Source organism: Glaciimonas sp. GNP009, from assembly GCF_054343755.1.
The window spans coordinates 4,000,100-4,016,446 of the sequence record NZ_JBTGUV010000004.1 but is presented as its reverse complement, the minus strand read 5'-3'; the positions used below and the strand labels follow the sequence as shown (position 1 = coordinate 4,016,446).

Here is a 16,347-nt window from a genome sequence, read left to right as displayed (position 1 = left end):
TTGCCCCGTTTTAGCCTTCTTACTTTTCGCTAAAAAGGTTAGTTGGCACTTGCAACGTTGAGCGTGATGAAATCATATAGCTACTTCCGGCCCTGTTGCTGGTAGTTTTGCCTGAGATTCTTTTACCAATACTCCGGGACGCAGATTCTGCATACCCTCAATAACTACCCGACTACCGACAGTCAGGCCGGTCACAGCGGCATGCCCATTCGCAATTTCAGCGACCTCAAGTGCTTGCATTTTGACCGTATTATCCGCACTCACCAAATAGACAAATTTGTTGGTTGGGCCTGTCACAATAGACTGCGCAGGAATAATGACAGCGTCGGTCAACGTGCGGGAAACAAGACGGACGTTAACATAGGTGCCGGGCCACATAATGCGCTTGGCGTTATCGAACTGCGCTTTCATCCGAATAGTTCCGCTTTGCGTATCGGCCGTATTGTCGATAAAAATGAGTTTGCCTACTAACTGTTGCTTAGCTGATATTTGCACCGTAACTGGTGCATCGCCATTTGGATAGCTGGCGCGTATCGACTGGAGTTCTTTTTCCGGGAGCGAAAAGCTGACTGCTATCGGATCCAGCTGGGATATCGTGACCATCGCCACGCCACTCGGCTGGGCCAAACTGCCGGGATGTACACTGATAGCGCCGATGCGACCGCTAATACTGGCCTTAATTTGATTAAAACCCAAAGCAATACTACTAGACTGAACCATGGCCTGATCCGCTTGAACCACACTACGCAGAGAATTAACTTTGTTCGTCGCGCTATCCACCACCGCTTGCGAGACAAATTTTTGCGCCAGCAAATCCTGATTGCGCTTTAACACCATTTCCGCGTCATTCAGATTGGCTTTATCCATAGCCAGTTGCGCCCGCGCCTTGTCAACACCTGACGTATCGCTACGATCATCAAGTGTAAACAGAAGCTGGTTGGCCTTGACGTCCTGCCCTTCCAGTACGTGGACTTGTCGCACTACGTTTTGGATTTGAGGGCGAACGTCTACGGTATTGATAGCGGTAACATATCCGTTCGCAAAAACCGTAATCGGCACCGTTTTTTGTTCCGCGATACTGGTTCTGACCATTTGCGGAGCTTGTTCACTTACTGTTGAAGTGCCAGGAGGCTTTCCGCGCATACCAACATAACCAGCCGAACAGATTAATGCCAGTCCCGCTAAAATAAGAGAATACTTATAAGAGACGCGCATAGGAGGATTCTGAAAAGTATAGATACGACCAAATTGAAATATCCTGCAAATATAACGCAAAATAAACAAGAAAAAATAAACAACCGGATTGAAGCCAGCAACATTTCTGTCGCAGACCGAACCTGTATCATCGTTATTATTTAAGACGTAGGATGCAGAAACCAGCAATAACAACTTCATACTGGCGATGCAATTCTCAGCTAAATGAAGCTTGGCTAGCGCTCAAGCACGTGCGGATAGAGAACATATCAAGAAAAACTGCGATAAATTAAGAGGCGAGCCTTGTCTGCGGCACTTGCGGGAAATAGCTGTGGCTGCTTCGTTCCCGACCTGACCAGATTCACCATGCCACAATGCGCAGGGGCCCGCCAACACGAATTGTACCGCATCATCGACAAATGGCAGCTTTTTTTTGTGGCAACGCTGCCATTTCATCAAAAATTTAATTGAATACGACCGACTAGAAGCTTCCTTTTATAAGTACGCACTAAGCCGACCACAAGCATATTGTCGACGACCTATAAGCCCAACTCTTGCCATACTTGATCCACGCGCGCCTTCACCTCTTTCGTCATCGAAATAGTTGTCCCCCATTCACGCGTCGTTTCACCGGGCCATTTATTCGTGGCATCAATCCCCATCTTGCTTCCTAAGCCACTGACCGGAGAGGCGAAATCCAGATAATCTATCGGCGTGTTATCAACCAACGTGGTGTCACGCAATGGATCAACCCGTGTTGTGATTGCCCAGATCACTTCGTTCCAGTTGCGAATATTGACATCCTCATCGACCACAATAATAAATTTGGTGTACATAAACTGCCGCAAAAAACTCCATACCCCAAACATAACCCGCTTGGCATGACCGGCGTACGCCTTCTTGATTTGGACCACGGCCATGCGGTAGCTGCATCCTTCAGGCGGCAAATAGAAATCGATTATTTCGGTAAACTGTTTTTGCAATAATGGAATAAAAACTTCATTTAACGCCACGCCGAGCACCGCGGGCTCATCAGGCGGTTTGCCGGTATAAGTCGAATGATAAATCGGTGACGGGCGCATCGTAATACGATCAATCGTAAATACCGGAAAATAATCTTGCTCGTTGTAATAACCGGTGTGATCTCCGAACGGCCCCTCAAGCGCCATTTCATAGCCAGAAGGATGATTGGGGTCTGGATTGATATGGCCTTCCAGCACAATTTCTGCCGAAGCCGGAACGCGCAATTCAGATCCAACAGCTTTTACCAACTCGGTGCGACTGCCACGCAATAATCCTGCAAACTGATATTCAGACAAGCTGTCCGGAACCGGCGTCACGGCTCCTAATATAGTAGCGGGATCGGCGCCGAGCGCGACCGCTATTGGATACGGTTTGCCGCCAGTGGCAATTGCATGCTCACGAAAGTCAAGCGCACCACCGCGATGCGCCAACCAGCGCATGATGACCTTATTCCGCGACAGCACTTGTTGGCGGTAAATACCAAGATTCTGACGTTTTTTATGCGGCCCTTTAGTAATCACCAGGCCCCATGTAATTAATGGTGCAACATCCCCTGGCCAGCAATGCTGAATTGGCAATTTTGCGAGATCAACATCGTTACCTTCCCAGACTATTTCCTGACATGGTGCCGAACGACGCTCTTTAGGCGCCATATCCCATAGCGATTTCACTAAAGAGCCCAGGCCCAATAAATCCTTAAAATCCTTTGGAGGCTCTGGCTCTTTCAAGCGTGCCAAAACGTGCCCAATACGACGCAACTCGCTGACATCGTCGACCCCCATACCCAACGCGACACGTCGAGGAGTTCCAAATAAGTTACCCAAAACCGGAATTGTGTGGCCAGTGGGGCTTTCAAATAGCAATGCCGGACCGGACGCGCGAAGGGTCCGATCACATATTTCCGTCATTTCAAGAAAGGGAGAAACGGGGACAGAAACACGTTTCAACTCTCCTAACTGCTCCAACTTGACAATAAAATCACGTAAATCGGTATATTTCATGGGTTTTGAATGTTTCTATTTGTGAAGCCTACAATTTAAGCATTTCAGCCAAGCCATTGATTCTATTGACTTTTACCCCCGTACACCTGCAATCATTAGATTTAAAAGTAATAGAATCTATATTCTATAGTGTTGACTTGATATAAACCGCCCCCTACAATGCGCGGCAGTCTAGGTGATGTCAACAGGGGTCGAAACGCCCTTTCCACCGCATTTTTAGCTCTCACCACACACGGGATTTGGGGTCCCAAATATCATTTTTAAACGATGATATTTTAAGGAATGTAGCAAAAGGCATCAGCCTTCCCAAAAAATTTGTTTGCAACTGGTCGGCACATTAAACCGAATGTGATTTTCCTAACCACCAGTCGACTGCAAACAAAACGTTGTTTTGCGCCATATGTAAGTAGGAGCCTTTTCAGGCTCAAGGAAGCGCCAAGCGATATTGATTACGTTGTATGCGGGATTTAGCCGATGTTTTGGCTTATGCGCCCATTTGGGCCGCTGCATGCAACGCAACGATACAGGAGGTTCAATTTGTTAGCACGATCAATAAAAGTAGGAACTACAAGGGTCAGAGTCGGCCCTCATCAAACACCGTTAGATGCAGTAAAACAACTAGGCACTCAATCTGCCAGTCTGACAGTAAATGCACTATCGACTGCCCGGAGCACCGTAAGCGACGTCATTGGTAGCACTGGCATGGCAGGTATGGCTGTGCTAATGGTTGGACTGATTTCCGTTATCGGTGTAACAACCTTAGTCGCAAAACCAGAGTTAGTCGACGGATTTAAAGGTCTTTCGGCATTTATGCCGACTAGCCAGATACGGTCTGCGCTGCCAGCGGTATCAGCAGTCGATGAGAGCGATGTGGTTGATACTGAAGCGCGTACCGCCAATAATCTGGCTGCAATCGCTGAGACAGTGGCGCAGAACCCGTCAAATCAGCCTCAATTGGGTAAAGCAAAGAGCCCAATTATGAAAACGTCGGATGCGCATCAGCAACAGTGGGTCACCAACTGGCTGTCAAAACGTTATCGCGTGGCCAGTGACGCGACGAATATGTTTGTCAGCACCGCGTACAAGACTGCTAAGGAAACCAAACTTGATCCGCTTCTGATTTTAGCCGTGATGGCGATCGAATCGGGATTGAACCCGTTTGCCGAAAGTCCTGTTGGCGCGCAAGGACTCATGCAAGTAATGTCAAAAGTTCATCAAGAAAAATTTGAGAACTTTGGTGGTGTAAAAGCGGCCCTTAATCCAGCTGCCAATATTAAGGTCGGATCGCTCATCCTGAAGGATTACGTCGTTCAAGGCGGTTCAGTTGAGGCTGGTCTAAAACGTTACGTTGGTGCGGCGGCTTTTGCCAATGATGGCGGCTACGGCAGTCGTGTACTTGCCGAGTATCGTCGCCTGCAAGATGTTGCCACAGGGAAAAACGTATCCTCGCGCGGTGCCGTGGTTCCGAACTTCGCACCAAAACAACGTCCTGTGCACGTTGTGACGCAAGCGCCGGCGACTACTCCTGATGAGGTGAGTACAATGCCGGCAGAAGCAGCCGCAGATGTCAAAGACTTCAAACGGCATCAATCGGAATCAACATCTGATCATAATGCTGTTATTTAAACTTGGTTTGGCCTGAAAAATTGGGCCACCATACAAAATATGGTGCGCGGTCAATAACAGTAAGGAAACAATAAAAAAGGAGCCCTGGGCTCCTTTTTTATTGTTGCATGAAGGTATAACTATTCATCAAGCTGATCTGCCATCTTAAGACATCGATCTAGGATGGAACGGCCAAGCATCCGCGATCAGCATGAAACGTCCGTTAGCCTTCGCCCAAATATGCCGCTTGAACTTTTGGATCATTCAGCATGTCTTTAGCATTACCGCTCATCGTGACCAGGCCGGAATCCATCACATAACCGCGATGTGCTGCCTCCAATGCCAACTTAGCATTCTGCTCAACCAGCAAAATAGTAATGCCTTGCGCCGACACATTACGGATTACTTCAAAGATTTTCTCTACCATGATTGGAGACAAGCCCATCGACGGTTCATCCAGCAATAATAGTGTCGGATGACTCATCAGTGCGCGCGCCATGGCGAGCATTTGCTGTTCGCCGCCCGACAACGTTCCCGCCATCTGCGCCGAACGCTCTTTTAGACGAGGAAACACACCGAACCATTTATCGATATCCGCAGCAATAGCAGCCTTGTCGTCGCGAATATAAGCGCCCATCAACAAGTTTTCGTGAATGCTCATCCGCGTAAAAACACCGCGGCCTTCCGGCACCATTGCTAGATTTTTCTTGACGAGATCGAACGAGTGATTACCCTTGATCGCCTGACCCAAATAGTGCAGCGTGCCTTCAACTTTACAGTTTGGTAAGGTGCCGGTAATAGCTTTAAGCGTCGTGGTTTTGCCTGCACCATTGGCACCAATCAACGTCACTAACTCCCCTTTGTTGACCTCGAGAGTAATGCCTTTAACTGCTTTGATACCGCCGTATGCCACTTTTAGCCCATCAACGCGCAGAATATTCTCAGCCATTAGTGACCACCTCCCAAGTAAGCTTCAATGACAGCTGGATTCTTTTGGATGTCCGCCGGCAAACCTTCGGCAATCGGCTTGCCATAATCCAGCACCGTCATACGGTCGCATAGCCCCATCATCAGTTTGACGTCATGTTCGATCAACAAAATGGTTTTTCCTTCATTCTTGATTTTAACCAGCAGCTCACGTAAGCCGAGCTTTTCGGTGGCGTTCATCCCGGCGGCGGGTTCGTCCAGTGCCAGCAATTGCGGCTCAGTCGCTAACGCACGTGCAATCTCCAGACGGCGTTGGTCGCCGTAAGACAGGTGGCGCGAGGTGCGCTCCGCAAAACGTGCGATACCAACGAAATCAAGCAACGCCATAGAACGCGCGCGGATGCCTGCCTCTTCACGGCGTGCCGCAGGATGCTTAAATACGGCACCAAATACGCCTTGATGGCTACGGACATGACAACCGACCATGACGTTTTCGAGAGCGGTCATTTCACCAAACAGACGAATATTCTGGAAAGTGCGAGCAATTCCCGCTTTCGCCACCTCATGTGGTGCCGAAGGTGAATACGACTTGCCAGATAGCTCAAAAGACCCTGTATCAGGCTGATACAGGCCAGTAATTACATTAAATAAAGTCGTCTTGCCAGCGCCGTTAGGACCAATCAGACCATAAATCTGGCCTTTCAAAATCTTGATGCTGACTTCAGACAATGCCTGCAGGCCGCCAAATCGCTTATTGACGCCGGAGATATTCAGAATAATTTGTTCGCTCATGAGATCTCCTTAGGCCGCCACGACGTCGGCTGACTTCGCAGGTTTATCGACATCGGTATCAGGCCGGTCTTCGTGTTTTGGCGCAGGCCACAAGCCAGATGGACGGGTCAGCATAATCACCACCATTGCCAGGCCATATAACAATTGACGCAATACTTCTGCGTCAATTAAGACCTTACCGAAAATCGCCATCTGGACCGGTTCTACCGTATGCCGCAATACCTCCGGCAATGCCGACAACAAGACAGCACCCAACACGACGCCCGGAATGTGTCCCATACCGCCCAATACCACCATCGCTAATACCGCGATCGACTCGGTCAAGGAGAACGATTCAGGTGACACAAAACCCTGGAACGAGGCAAACATCGCGCCAGCAACTCCCGCAAATGACGCACCCATCGCAAACGCCAGCAACTTGACGTTACGTGTGTTGATGCCCATCGCCTTGGCAGCAATTTCATCTTCGCGAATAGCAACCCATGCCCGACCAAGACGTGAGTGCTGCAAACGCACGGTGATAAAAATGATGGCGACACAAAGAAATAAGAACAAAAAGTAATACGCATTGACGGAAGGCATGCCGAAACCACCAAAATAAACCGTCGCGTTCGACCCACGTGCGCCAGCAAGCGACACGCCAAAAATATGGATCGGGTCAATCAGGTTGATCCCTTGCGGACCGTTGGTGATATTCACCGGTGCGTTCAGATTATTCATGAAAATTCGGATGATTTCACCAAAGCCCAGCGTGACAATCGCCAAATAATCACCGCGCAATTTCAAGGTCGGCGCGCCAAGGATCGCACCAAACAAACCGGCCAGCGCAGCGCCCAGCGGAACAATCACCCACAGCGATAAATGGATACCATTCTGGACGATTTCTGGCCCACAAATCATCACCAGAAAATTCCCCACTGCAGGATAAGTATTGACGAAGGATTCCAGCACCGACGCAAATTGCGGCGATGCCAGAAGACCGGTCATGTAAGCGCCAATCGCATAAAACGCGATGTAGCCCAAATCAAGCAGACCGGCAAAGCCGACCACAATATTGAGTCCCAACGCCAGCATAATGTACAGCAGCGCAAAGTCCATGATTCGGACCCACGAGTTACCGTACATGGAGGCTACAAATGGAAACGCCACCAAAAATACCGCCAGGACGGCCAAACTGCCATAGGCTTTCGCCGGATTTTGTTTCGTATCGAAATAATTAGCCATAAGTTTCTCCAGTCCCGGTTAAGCTCGATCGGCCACACGTTCGCCCATGATGCCGGACGGACGAAGGGTCAGTACGATGATCAGTACGATGAACGCAAAAATATCCTGGTAATTACTACCGAGAAAATTGCCGGTAAGATCACCAATATAGCCAGCACCCAGACTTTCGATTAGCCCCAACAAAATACCACCCAACATCGCGCCGTAAATATTACCAATTCCGCCCAAGACCGCAGCCGAAAAGGCCTTCAATCCCGGTACGAAGCCCATTGCAAATTGGGCCGAAGAATAATTAGCACCCCACATCACGCCAGCGACTGCCGCCAATGCAGCGCCAATCGCAAACGTCATCACAATGACGCGATTGGAGTCAACACCCATGAGACCGGCAACCCGAGGATTTTCGGCAGTAGCACGCATGGCGCGACCCATTTTAGTTTTCTCCACCAGCAACACCAGACCGACCATCGCAACCGTCGCCAATATCAACAGCATGATCTGGGTCGGAGAAATCAGCGCGCCCAATATATGCACGGGATCAGATGGCATCACTTGCGGCATTGCCAGAGGACTGCGTCCCCATATCATCATCGCAAAAGTCTGCAACAGAATAGAAACACCAATCGCGGTGATCAACGGTGCCAGACGCGGCGCATTGCGTAACGGCCGGTATGCGATCCGTTCGATAACCAGATTGACGATCACACAGACCGGAATAGCGCCCGCAATAGCGATCATCAGTTTGACGATGCCAGGTAAGTCAGGCGCATAAGCCTGGATTAACTTCAGAATCGACAGACCAACCATCGCGCCGATCATTAAGATATCGCCATGGGCGAAATTAATCAGGTTCAAAACGCCGTACACCATCGTGTAACCCAGCGCGATCAAAGCGTACATGCTTCCCAGCACTAAGCCATTGATAATTTGTTGGATAAAGGTATCCATGATTTCCTTATTCTTAATATGATTCGATTCAAATCAGCTCACCTATACCGTCCAACACAGTAAGGAGCCCCGTAGGGTGCTGTTCATCTGTATAGCAAAAATCATTCCAGATACAAAAACGGCACCCGGGTAAAAACCGGCGTGCCATCGAAATAATGAGATTAATTAGCTAAAGTGATGAGAAAGGAAATTTTGTATGGTTGAAATGTCGGCAATTGTAAAAATGCACATAGTAGTTGTCTCCTAATTCATTTTTTTAAAATATTTTTTTGTTTCGCTCACTTTTCGCACATTCCCGAGTTGGTGCATTTGTGTAAGATTAGCACCATAACAGGGCGATTATAACGAGCACTGCAGGACTTATCTAGTAGGTTTATAGCATGAATAATTAAGCGATGGCAGCTCGGGGAGCCGATGTTAAATCTACGATGTTTCATCTCCTTTGCATTTAAACTAAAATCGTTTTTTTGCAAAATTTTTATACTATTTTTATACTATTTGTATCCGTTCCAAAGGCCTTAAAATTCAGCGGATTATATCGATATAGAGTGAGTTGGAAACCTTAGTAGTTTCCACATTTCCGTATGTTAATTAAATCCCAAAAGCGGCTGTAGAAGTCTCCATTAGACGCCGCCATAATAACGAGGAAAGGAAAAAACTTTCCATGGAAAAGTAAGCCCTCCTCTAAATTTTATTCCGTGAACACCAGTAATAGAGCGTCATGACGAAAAAAAACCTCATGTACAAATCACGAGGTTTTTTGCTAATGCTCTACAGATTTACTCAGAAAATTTAAGCAAACCACACTGGATAAGGATTGATCTTTTCAACTACCACCAAATAAAACATGCCCGTCAGACCGCTGAGTGACGTCTATTGAGGTTTGATGTTTTCGACGCGCATTAGACCTTTAGGCATCGGAAAAGTCACATTTTCCTCAACGCCGTCCAGCGGGCGAACACTTTTTGCACCGTACTCCTTGAGCCGATCAATGACAGCTTGCACCAATACTTCAGGGGCCGAAGCGCCAGCTGTTAAGCCTATTCGTGGCTTATCTTGCAACCACGCTGGATCAATTTGTGACGCGTTGTCCACCATATAGGCCGCCGTTCCCATTTTTTCGGCTACTTCACGCAGACGATTGGAATTAGAACTATTCGGGCTTCCCACAACAATAACAACATCCACTTGCGGTGCCATGAACTTGACGGCTTGCTGACGATTAGTCGTTGCGTAGCAAATGTCACCCTTCTTTGGCTCGGTAATATTGGGATATTTACGTTTGAGCGCGGCAATCACATCTGCCGTGTCATCCACAGACAACGTGGTCTGTGAGACGTAAGACAACATTTCGGGGTCCGTCACGTTGAGTTTTTCAACATCGTCCACGGTTTCAACTAAATGCATACCTTGCTCTGTCTGCCCCATCGTGCCCTCCACTTCTGGATGACCGTCGTGCCCAATCATAATAATCTCGCGGCCTTCCCTGCGCATCTTGGCGACTTCGATATGCACCTTGGTGACTAACGGACAGGTCGCATCAAATACTTTTAGCCCACGCTGTTCCGCCTCTGCCTGAACGGCTTTGGAGACCCCATGTGCCGAGAAAATGACGGTATTACCGGGCGGAACGTCCGCCAATTCCTCAATAAACACCGCCCCTTTTTGGCGCAAATCAGCAACTACATAGGCGTTATGCACAATTTCGTGACGTACATAAATAGGTGCGCCAAACTGTATCAGCGCACGCTCCACTATTTCAATCGCACGATCGACACCTGCACAAAATCCGCGTGGTTGTGCCAGCAAAATCTCTTTATCCATCATATAACCCACCAAAACATGTAATTTTCACAATCCTGCGTTACTTACTTAACTTGGTGCCTACGTTACAAAATACCGATAATTTTTACTTCAAACTGAACCTGTTGACCGGCTAAAGGATGATTGAAATCGAATAATGCACTTTGCTCATCAATTTCACGCAATACACCTGCGAACTGACCACCTCCTGGTGCTGCGAAATCAACTAAATCGCCAATTCGATACTCGTGTCCCAGTTGCGAGTTTTGCTTCAGGGTGGCGCGGGAGACTCGTTGTACCAAATCAGGATTACGAGGACCAAAAGCTTGCTCAGGCGGTAGTTCGAACGTTTTGTGCGTTCCTTCTGGCAGGCCAAGCAAACAATTTTCGAGAAACGGCGCTAACTGTCCCATACCAAATTGCAAAGTCGCAGGAGAAGCCTTGAAGGTGCTGACAATATCATCACCCGCCTGAGAGGCCAGACGATAGTGCAAAGTCAAATAAGACGCTTCGGTTACTACTGGTAAGGAAGAATTAGGCATGAATAAAGGAAATTGGAAACAAAACATCGGAACCGTATTGTAAGGCAGGTTAAAGAAAAAGGTCGGAGTTACCAACGTTATCTCCGATTCAACCCGAACAATCCTTAGGAATACTAAGAATTATTTTTTACATCACCTTTATGAATTAGGACTTACCCAAAATTGTCCGATCAAGGCATGCTTACGAAGACAGTGCACTATTACCGGGCCACGTTGACGGCCAGGAAAGCACAACGCCGATGGGGCGATTTTGCGTACGCACTATGAATAATACCCACAACTGGAAAACATACATTGGCTATTACTGACTGGCCGCTAGACCAACGCCCTCGCGAACGGCTCATCCGACTCGGACCTGAAGCGCTTTCCGATGCAGAACTATTAGCGGTTTTTTTAAGAGTCGGCGTGACCGGCAAAAGTGCGGTTGACCTTGCTCGCGACATGGCTAACCACTTTGGCTCGCTCAACCGCCTGTTTTCCGCCACGCTAAGCGATTTTTCAGCCATTCATGGTCTTGGCCCTGCCAAGTTTGCCCAATTGCAGGCTGTCCTTGAATTAGCAAGACGGGCGCTGAGCGAAAAACTACGGGATGAAGGTAGTTTCAATTCACCCACCGCCGTCAAACAATATCTGCAATTGTTAATATCAAACAAACAGTACGAATCATTTGTAGTACTTTTTTTAGATGTCAAAAATTGTCTGATTGCCTCAAAGGAATTGTTTCGGGGCACTCTGACGCATACTAGTGTTTATCCGCGCGAAGTAGTGAAGGCCGCCCTAGCACATAATGCAGCCAGCGTCATGCTTGCGCATAATCACCCATCCGGAAGCCCAGAGCCAAGTCAGGCGGATCGTGAATTGACCAAGGTGCTGAAACAGGCATTAGATTTAGTAGACGTACGCACTTTGGATCATTTCATCATCGCTGGGTCGTCTGTATACTCATTTGCAGAACACGGATTTTTATAACAATGGTTGACATAAAGCCTCGGCAGAGTTCATTACCTCGCATTGATACGCATTGATAATTGCGTGCTAACTTAAGAAGAGTACTTAACTTCCAGCATGACGTAACTCAGATAACAGCCTGCCCTGGCTGGGCAGTTCCCTATAGTCGCATACCGCCCGAACGATTTCACATAGCTACTTAACAACCAAAATGGTCACCGCATGGCAAATTGTTAAATACAACAAAAGTAAAAAGACACACTTGTTTTCGCCAAGTTATTGAAAAACATCAGTTTTTTAGATATACTCTCATTTTTTCCAATTTCGGAAATCATCTAGGAGTAAAACATGGCACGTGTCTGCCAAGTCACCGGGAAGAAGCCGATGGTCGGCAACAATGTTTCCCATGCAAACAACAAGACAAAACGTCGCTTTTTGCCTAACCTGCAAAATCGTCGTATTTTTGTTGAGTCAGAAAACCGCTGGGTCTCCCTGCGCCTTTCCAACGCCGGTCTGCGCGTTATTGACAAACTCGGCATTGATGTCGTTTTAGTTGATATGCGTGCTCGTGGCGAAAAAGTCTAACTAGCAGAATAAAGGAACCATCATGGCGAAATCAGGCCGCGACAAAATCAAGTTAGAGTCGACTGCTGGTACAGGTCACTTCTACACGACTACCAAAAACAAGCGTACAACACCGGAAAAAATGTCGATCATGAAATTCGATCCGAAAGTTCGTAAGCACGTTGAGTATAAAGAGACAAAGATCAAGTAATTGATCAGACCTCACAAAAAAACCCCGCAAGATTGTATCTTGCGGGGTTTTTTTATTTTTACTCAGCCAAACGTTGAAGCAAAATCTAGTTGATATCGTTTCTGATTAGACAGCCAGAATTAATTATTTTGTTGTCGCTGACGCTGCTGCGCCGTTAGCCGCGATAGGTTGGACCTTATGGACCACGTAACCGACTGGCACCCAACGACCAGCCGCGTACATTAATGACACAGCCTCTCCCGCAGGGGATTTAGTGAAGCGAGAGGAAAATACGACATTTACATAATCCCCTTTCGGTAGGTTTGTTGGTTGACCCACGCGTACGACTTCCGCCCATTCCCGACCATTAAGCGAACCTAAGTCATTGCGTAGATTGGTGAGATACTTGGCCCAATCCTCTTTATTGATGCTTTTTTGCATTACCGGCCCGCTAGCCGTCCACATACGTTCGGCCTGATTGGCATCTGCAAGAGTCGCCCACTGTGATGCAGCCGCGACAGCGCCATCCAGAGACAATGTTTGCGCATACGCGTTGCCATTGCAAACCATCACGCCAACAGCCAGCAAAACATACGCACAATATTGTTTAGACGCTAAGGACTGATTCATAATTTTCTCTGAAATAGAAATGAAATTGACTGATCACTTACACTTGCCAGTGCCATTTTTAGTACCGCACATACAATCTACATCATTTGGCACGTTGTTCACATTTCAGTTCCCTCAAAAAAGAACAAAGCGCCCTCTACGACGGAATAAAAAGTTACCACGGCTTCACTAAAGAAGACACGTTAAAAAATTTAGATTTGCGGCCAACATAAAGTAGGCGAAAAAAAACGGCCTTAACAGGCCGCTTTATAATTACTCACTTTTCGCTTTCGATCAGGAATAACTCCGCAGACGTAAAGAGAAATCTTCCAACGCTTTAATCTTAGATGCTTCAGCGCGTGCACACCAATCCTGAAGCTGATGCAGCAATTGATCACGTGTAAAATGTGACCGCTCCCAAATTGCACCTAACTCAACCCGCATCTCATGCATAGTTTGAAGCGCCTTGCTGTGAAGGAATAACTCCGTTAACTGCTGCTTTTGAGGCGCTTCTAATTTAGTTGGCTCGCGTTGCAATAGCTTTTTTGCCGATTTAAGAAAACCTGATTCCAAAGCTGCTTTTCCAGCCAAATGCGCCCGCTCTTCTTGCCAGGTGCTTTTGAGTGATTTGGCATATTTCGCCATCACATCATATCGATTAGCAATAACAGACTGTAATGTATCCAAGTCCGGAACTAATTTGGCACTATTGAATTTTGGTGCCGGAGCAATTTTCTTGACCTTGGCAAGACCCACTATTTCAAGCATGCGAATATACATCCAGCCGATATCAAACTCATACCACTTCGACGACAACTTGGCCGATGTCCCGAATGTATGATGGTTGTTATGTAATTCTTCGCCACCGATGAGAATACCGAATGGGATGATATTCGTTGCCGCATCATTACAATCGTAGTTGCGATAGCCCCAATAGTGTCCAATGCCGTTGATAATCCCCGCAGCAGTAATTGGAATCCACAGCATTTGTACGGCCCACACGGTCAATCCAATAACACCGAATAAGGCTAGATTGATAAACAGCATCAGCACAATACCCAACGCACTATGTTTGGTGTAAAGATTACGTTCAATCCAGTCGTCTGGAGTGCCATGGCCATATTTTTCCATGGTTTCCGGGACCTTTGATTCGGCGCGATACAACTCGGCACCTTCTAACAAGACCTTTTTAATTCCGCGTGTCACCGGGCTATGAGGATCTTCCTCAGTCTCGCATTTAGCGTGGTGCTTCCGATGAATCGCCGCCCATTCTTTGGTGACCATTCCGGTACTCAGCCATAGCCAGAATCGAAAGAAATGACTCGGAATCGCATGCAAATCAAGCGCACGATGAGCTTGGCAACGATGCAGATAAATAGTGACACCAGCGATGGTAATGTGGGTAACAACAAGCGTAAAAATGACAACTTGCCATGCTGTAGCACCAGTCAAACCATTCGACAGAAAATCAATAATTGCATTGAACACTAAGTGTCCTCCATAGGTGATGATGGCGCTGTAGCAGAATTTGGCGCTCTTTTCGTACAAGTTGAGGGTAAGTTCGCGGGTAGTTACCAGTCACTTAACCGAAATTAACTCCCTATTGTACTACCTTTACAGGATGTTTTTTGAATTCGGTAAGACCGACTGGCTATCTATCTGCGCAACTTGTTGTGAATCTGCACCTGGACTGTGGCTGGCAACCATCCGCAAATCAGTCCGTGATTGGGCTACTTTGATCTTGTGCGTCTGTAGCGCCCGCCAGATTGCTCTGTTCACATCAGACAGCACATTCAACCTTCCGTTCTCTGGATCGACAATCCAGAATCCGACCTCTAACTCTAATCCGCTCGAACCTATCTTCAACAAAATAGCTTGAGGTAAAATTTCGTGAGTCACACGTTCGACAATACTGACGGCCTCTTCCAATATTGTGAGTACTTCTTCAATATTTTCCTGATACACAATCGTGAGTTGTGTAGATAGTCGCAAAATACGATGATTCAGAGAGTAGTTCTGCACCGCATTAGTCATGAAGACATCATTCGGCACAATCGACTCGATGCCGTCCAGCGCCTCCAGAACCGTGAAGCGGCTGTTAATTTGGGTCACTTTTCCGTAATAAGTCCCTACACCGACCATGTCGCCGATAGATAGACTGCGCTCGAGCAAAATGACAAATCCGGAAACGTAGCTGCTCGCTATTTTTTGTAGACCCAGACCAAGGGCCACACCAAGCGCACCACCGAATACTGAGAGCACAGTTAAATCAATACCGACCAGCGATAGACTCAGCAGAACCGCTACCAAAACCAACACTGCGCGCGCCATTCTCGCCACCACAGTGCGCAGGGATGAATGCATGGTGTTCAAACGCATCAGGCGCTGTTCAAGTGTGGCCCCAGCCCATAACGCGATAATTAGGGTTACCAGAACGGAGATTAAAGCCTGAAATATAGCGAGAAGAGAAACTTGATGGCGACCGATCGGCAAGATAGTGTTGGCAAGGTAATCGACTAAATCCGGCCACAATCCTGTGATGTACAACAAAACGCTGCCCCATATTAGCGCCCCGAACGCCTTCTCAAACAGCAACAAAAAAGTGCTGACACCACGGTCGCGCACAAATACACGACGCAGCACGTAAAAAACAAAACGCATCAGGCCAAGAGAAGCCATCAATGGTATCGCCAGACGCAAAAAACTAACTGGTTGCTGCCATTTGGCGGCAATCAATTTAGCCAGGACAAGAAACAATACTGCGAGAAGCGGCGTCAATACTTGTGCAAAACTGCGTAATCCAATTTGGACTACCGGTTGCTTGAGATCGTCAACGGCAAAAATACGACGTAATACCCGTGCGCAGAGCCATCCAAGTCCGACGCAAGCGAGGGCCACTGCGACCTGCATCAGCAAGCCAGGGGCCGCCAAATTGTGTGCGAGGCTATCAGCCATATCAGAGAGAAAATCGAACATG

15 protein-coding genes and 1 other RNA gene are annotated in these 16,347 nt (G+C 47.6%); 4 read left to right on the top strand and 12 right to left on the bottom strand.

What is annotated here, in order from left to right:
* Positions 1 to 72: 72 nt before the first annotated feature.
* From ACXX82_RS18620 to ubiD, 3 genes are all read right to left on the bottom strand, one after another.
* On the bottom strand, positions 73 to 1,215 hold the full coding sequence (locus ACXX82_RS18620; RefSeq protein ID WP_322237257.1) for an efflux RND transporter periplasmic adaptor subunit: 1,143 nt from the start codon (positions 1,213 to 1,215) through the stop codon (positions 73 to 75).
* A 271-nt stretch (positions 1,216 to 1,486) separates the two neighbouring features.
* Positions 1,487 to 1,585, bottom strand: an RNA gene (ffs, locus tag ACXX82_RS18615) — signal recognition particle sRNA small type.
* A 148-nt stretch (positions 1,586 to 1,733) separates the two neighbouring features.
* A complete protein-coding gene (gene ubiD / locus ACXX82_RS18610; protein WP_458563457.1) occupies positions 1,734 to 3,218 on the bottom strand; it encodes a 4-hydroxy-3-polyprenylbenzoate decarboxylase in 1,485 nt (494 codons plus the stop codon).
* 537 nt (positions 3,219 to 3,755) lie between these two features.
* Here ubiD and ACXX82_RS18605 point away from each other — a divergent pair.
* Complete coding sequence (locus ACXX82_RS18605; RefSeq protein ID WP_323507290.1) at positions 3,756 to 4,844, top strand: transglycosylase SLT domain-containing protein; 1,089 nt, start codon at positions 3,756 to 3,758, stop codon at positions 4,842 to 4,844.
* Between the two features lie 202 nt (positions 4,845 to 5,046).
* On the opposite strand, the gene ACXX82_RS18600 is transcribed toward ACXX82_RS18605, so the two are convergent.
* From ACXX82_RS18600 to ACXX82_RS18575, 6 genes are all read right to left on the bottom strand, one after another.
* Positions 5,047 to 5,772: an ABC transporter ATP-binding protein gene (locus tag ACXX82_RS18600; RefSeq protein WP_322237251.1), complete on the bottom strand. Its 726-nt coding sequence runs from the start codon at positions 5,770 to 5,772 to the stop codon at positions 5,047 to 5,049.
* A complete protein-coding gene (locus tag ACXX82_RS18595) occupies positions 5,772 to 6,542 on the bottom strand; it encodes an ABC transporter ATP-binding protein (RefSeq protein ID WP_323507724.1) in 771 nt (256 codons plus the stop codon). Before ACXX82_RS18595 ends, ACXX82_RS18600 begins: the two co-directional genes overlap by 1 nt.
* Before the next feature lie 9 nt (positions 6,543 to 6,551).
* Entirely contained in the window at positions 6,552 to 7,766 is a 1,215-nt protein-coding gene (locus tag ACXX82_RS18590; protein WP_322237247.1) for an ABC transporter permease subunit, read from the bottom strand.
* A gap of 18 nt (positions 7,767 to 7,784) precedes the next feature.
* Complete coding sequence (locus ACXX82_RS18585) at positions 7,785 to 8,714, bottom strand: branched-chain amino acid ABC transporter permease (protein ID WP_322237245.1); 930 nt, start codon at positions 8,712 to 8,714, stop codon at positions 7,785 to 7,787.
* A gap of 873 nt (positions 8,715 to 9,587) precedes the next feature.
* On the bottom strand, positions 9,588 to 10,538 hold the full coding sequence (ispH, locus tag ACXX82_RS18580) for a 4-hydroxy-3-methylbut-2-enyl diphosphate reductase (protein WP_322240558.1): 951 nt from the start codon (positions 10,536 to 10,538) through the stop codon (positions 9,588 to 9,590).
* 65 nt (positions 10,539 to 10,603) lie between these two features.
* Entirely contained in the window at positions 10,604 to 11,059 is a 456-nt protein-coding gene (locus ACXX82_RS18575) for an FKBP-type peptidyl-prolyl cis-trans isomerase (protein WP_322237243.1), read from the bottom strand.
* Positions 11,060 to 11,353: 294 nt separating this feature from the next.
* Between ACXX82_RS18575 and radC the strand changes: the two genes are divergently transcribed.
* The 3 genes from radC to rpmG all read left to right on the top strand — a co-directional run bounded on the left by radC (position 11,354) and on the right by rpmG (position 12,782).
* Positions 11,354 to 12,028 (top strand): RadC family protein, encoded by a 675-nt coding sequence (gene radC / locus ACXX82_RS18570; RefSeq protein ID WP_322237241.1) that lies wholly within the window; start codon positions 11,354 to 11,356, stop codon positions 12,026 to 12,028.
* Between the two features lie 327 nt (positions 12,029 to 12,355).
* Positions 12,356 to 12,592 carry a 50S ribosomal protein L28 gene (gene rpmB / locus ACXX82_RS18565; RefSeq protein WP_168056908.1) on the top strand — a complete coding sequence of 79 codons (237 nt, stop codon included), beginning with the start codon at positions 12,356 to 12,358 and terminating at the stop codon, positions 12,590 to 12,592.
* 22 nt (positions 12,593 to 12,614) lie between these two features.
* Positions 12,615 to 12,782 carry a 50S ribosomal protein L33 gene (gene rpmG / locus ACXX82_RS18560; protein WP_009667251.1) on the top strand — a complete coding sequence of 56 codons (168 nt, stop codon included), beginning with the start codon at positions 12,615 to 12,617 and terminating at the stop codon, positions 12,780 to 12,782.
* Between the two features lie 123 nt (positions 12,783 to 12,905).
* Here rpmG and ACXX82_RS18555 read toward each other — a convergent pair whose 3' ends face one another.
* From ACXX82_RS18555 to ACXX82_RS18545, 3 genes are all read right to left on the bottom strand, one after another.
* Positions 12,906 to 13,391, bottom strand: a complete 486-nt coding sequence (locus ACXX82_RS18555; protein ID WP_322237238.1) for a DUF4019 domain-containing protein — start codon at positions 13,389 to 13,391, stop codon at positions 12,906 to 12,908.
* A gap of 273 nt (positions 13,392 to 13,664) precedes the next feature.
* Positions 13,665 to 14,858 carry a DesA family fatty acid desaturase gene (locus ACXX82_RS18550; protein WP_322237236.1) on the bottom strand — a complete coding sequence of 398 codons (1,194 nt, stop codon included), beginning with the start codon at positions 14,856 to 14,858 and terminating at the stop codon, positions 13,665 to 13,667.
* A 126-nt stretch (positions 14,859 to 14,984) separates the two neighbouring features.
* Positions 14,985 to 16,346, bottom strand: a complete 1,362-nt coding sequence (locus tag ACXX82_RS18545) for a mechanosensitive ion channel family protein (RefSeq protein ID WP_323506243.1) — start codon at positions 16,344 to 16,346, stop codon at positions 14,985 to 14,987.
* Position 16,347 lies beyond the last annotated feature (1 nt).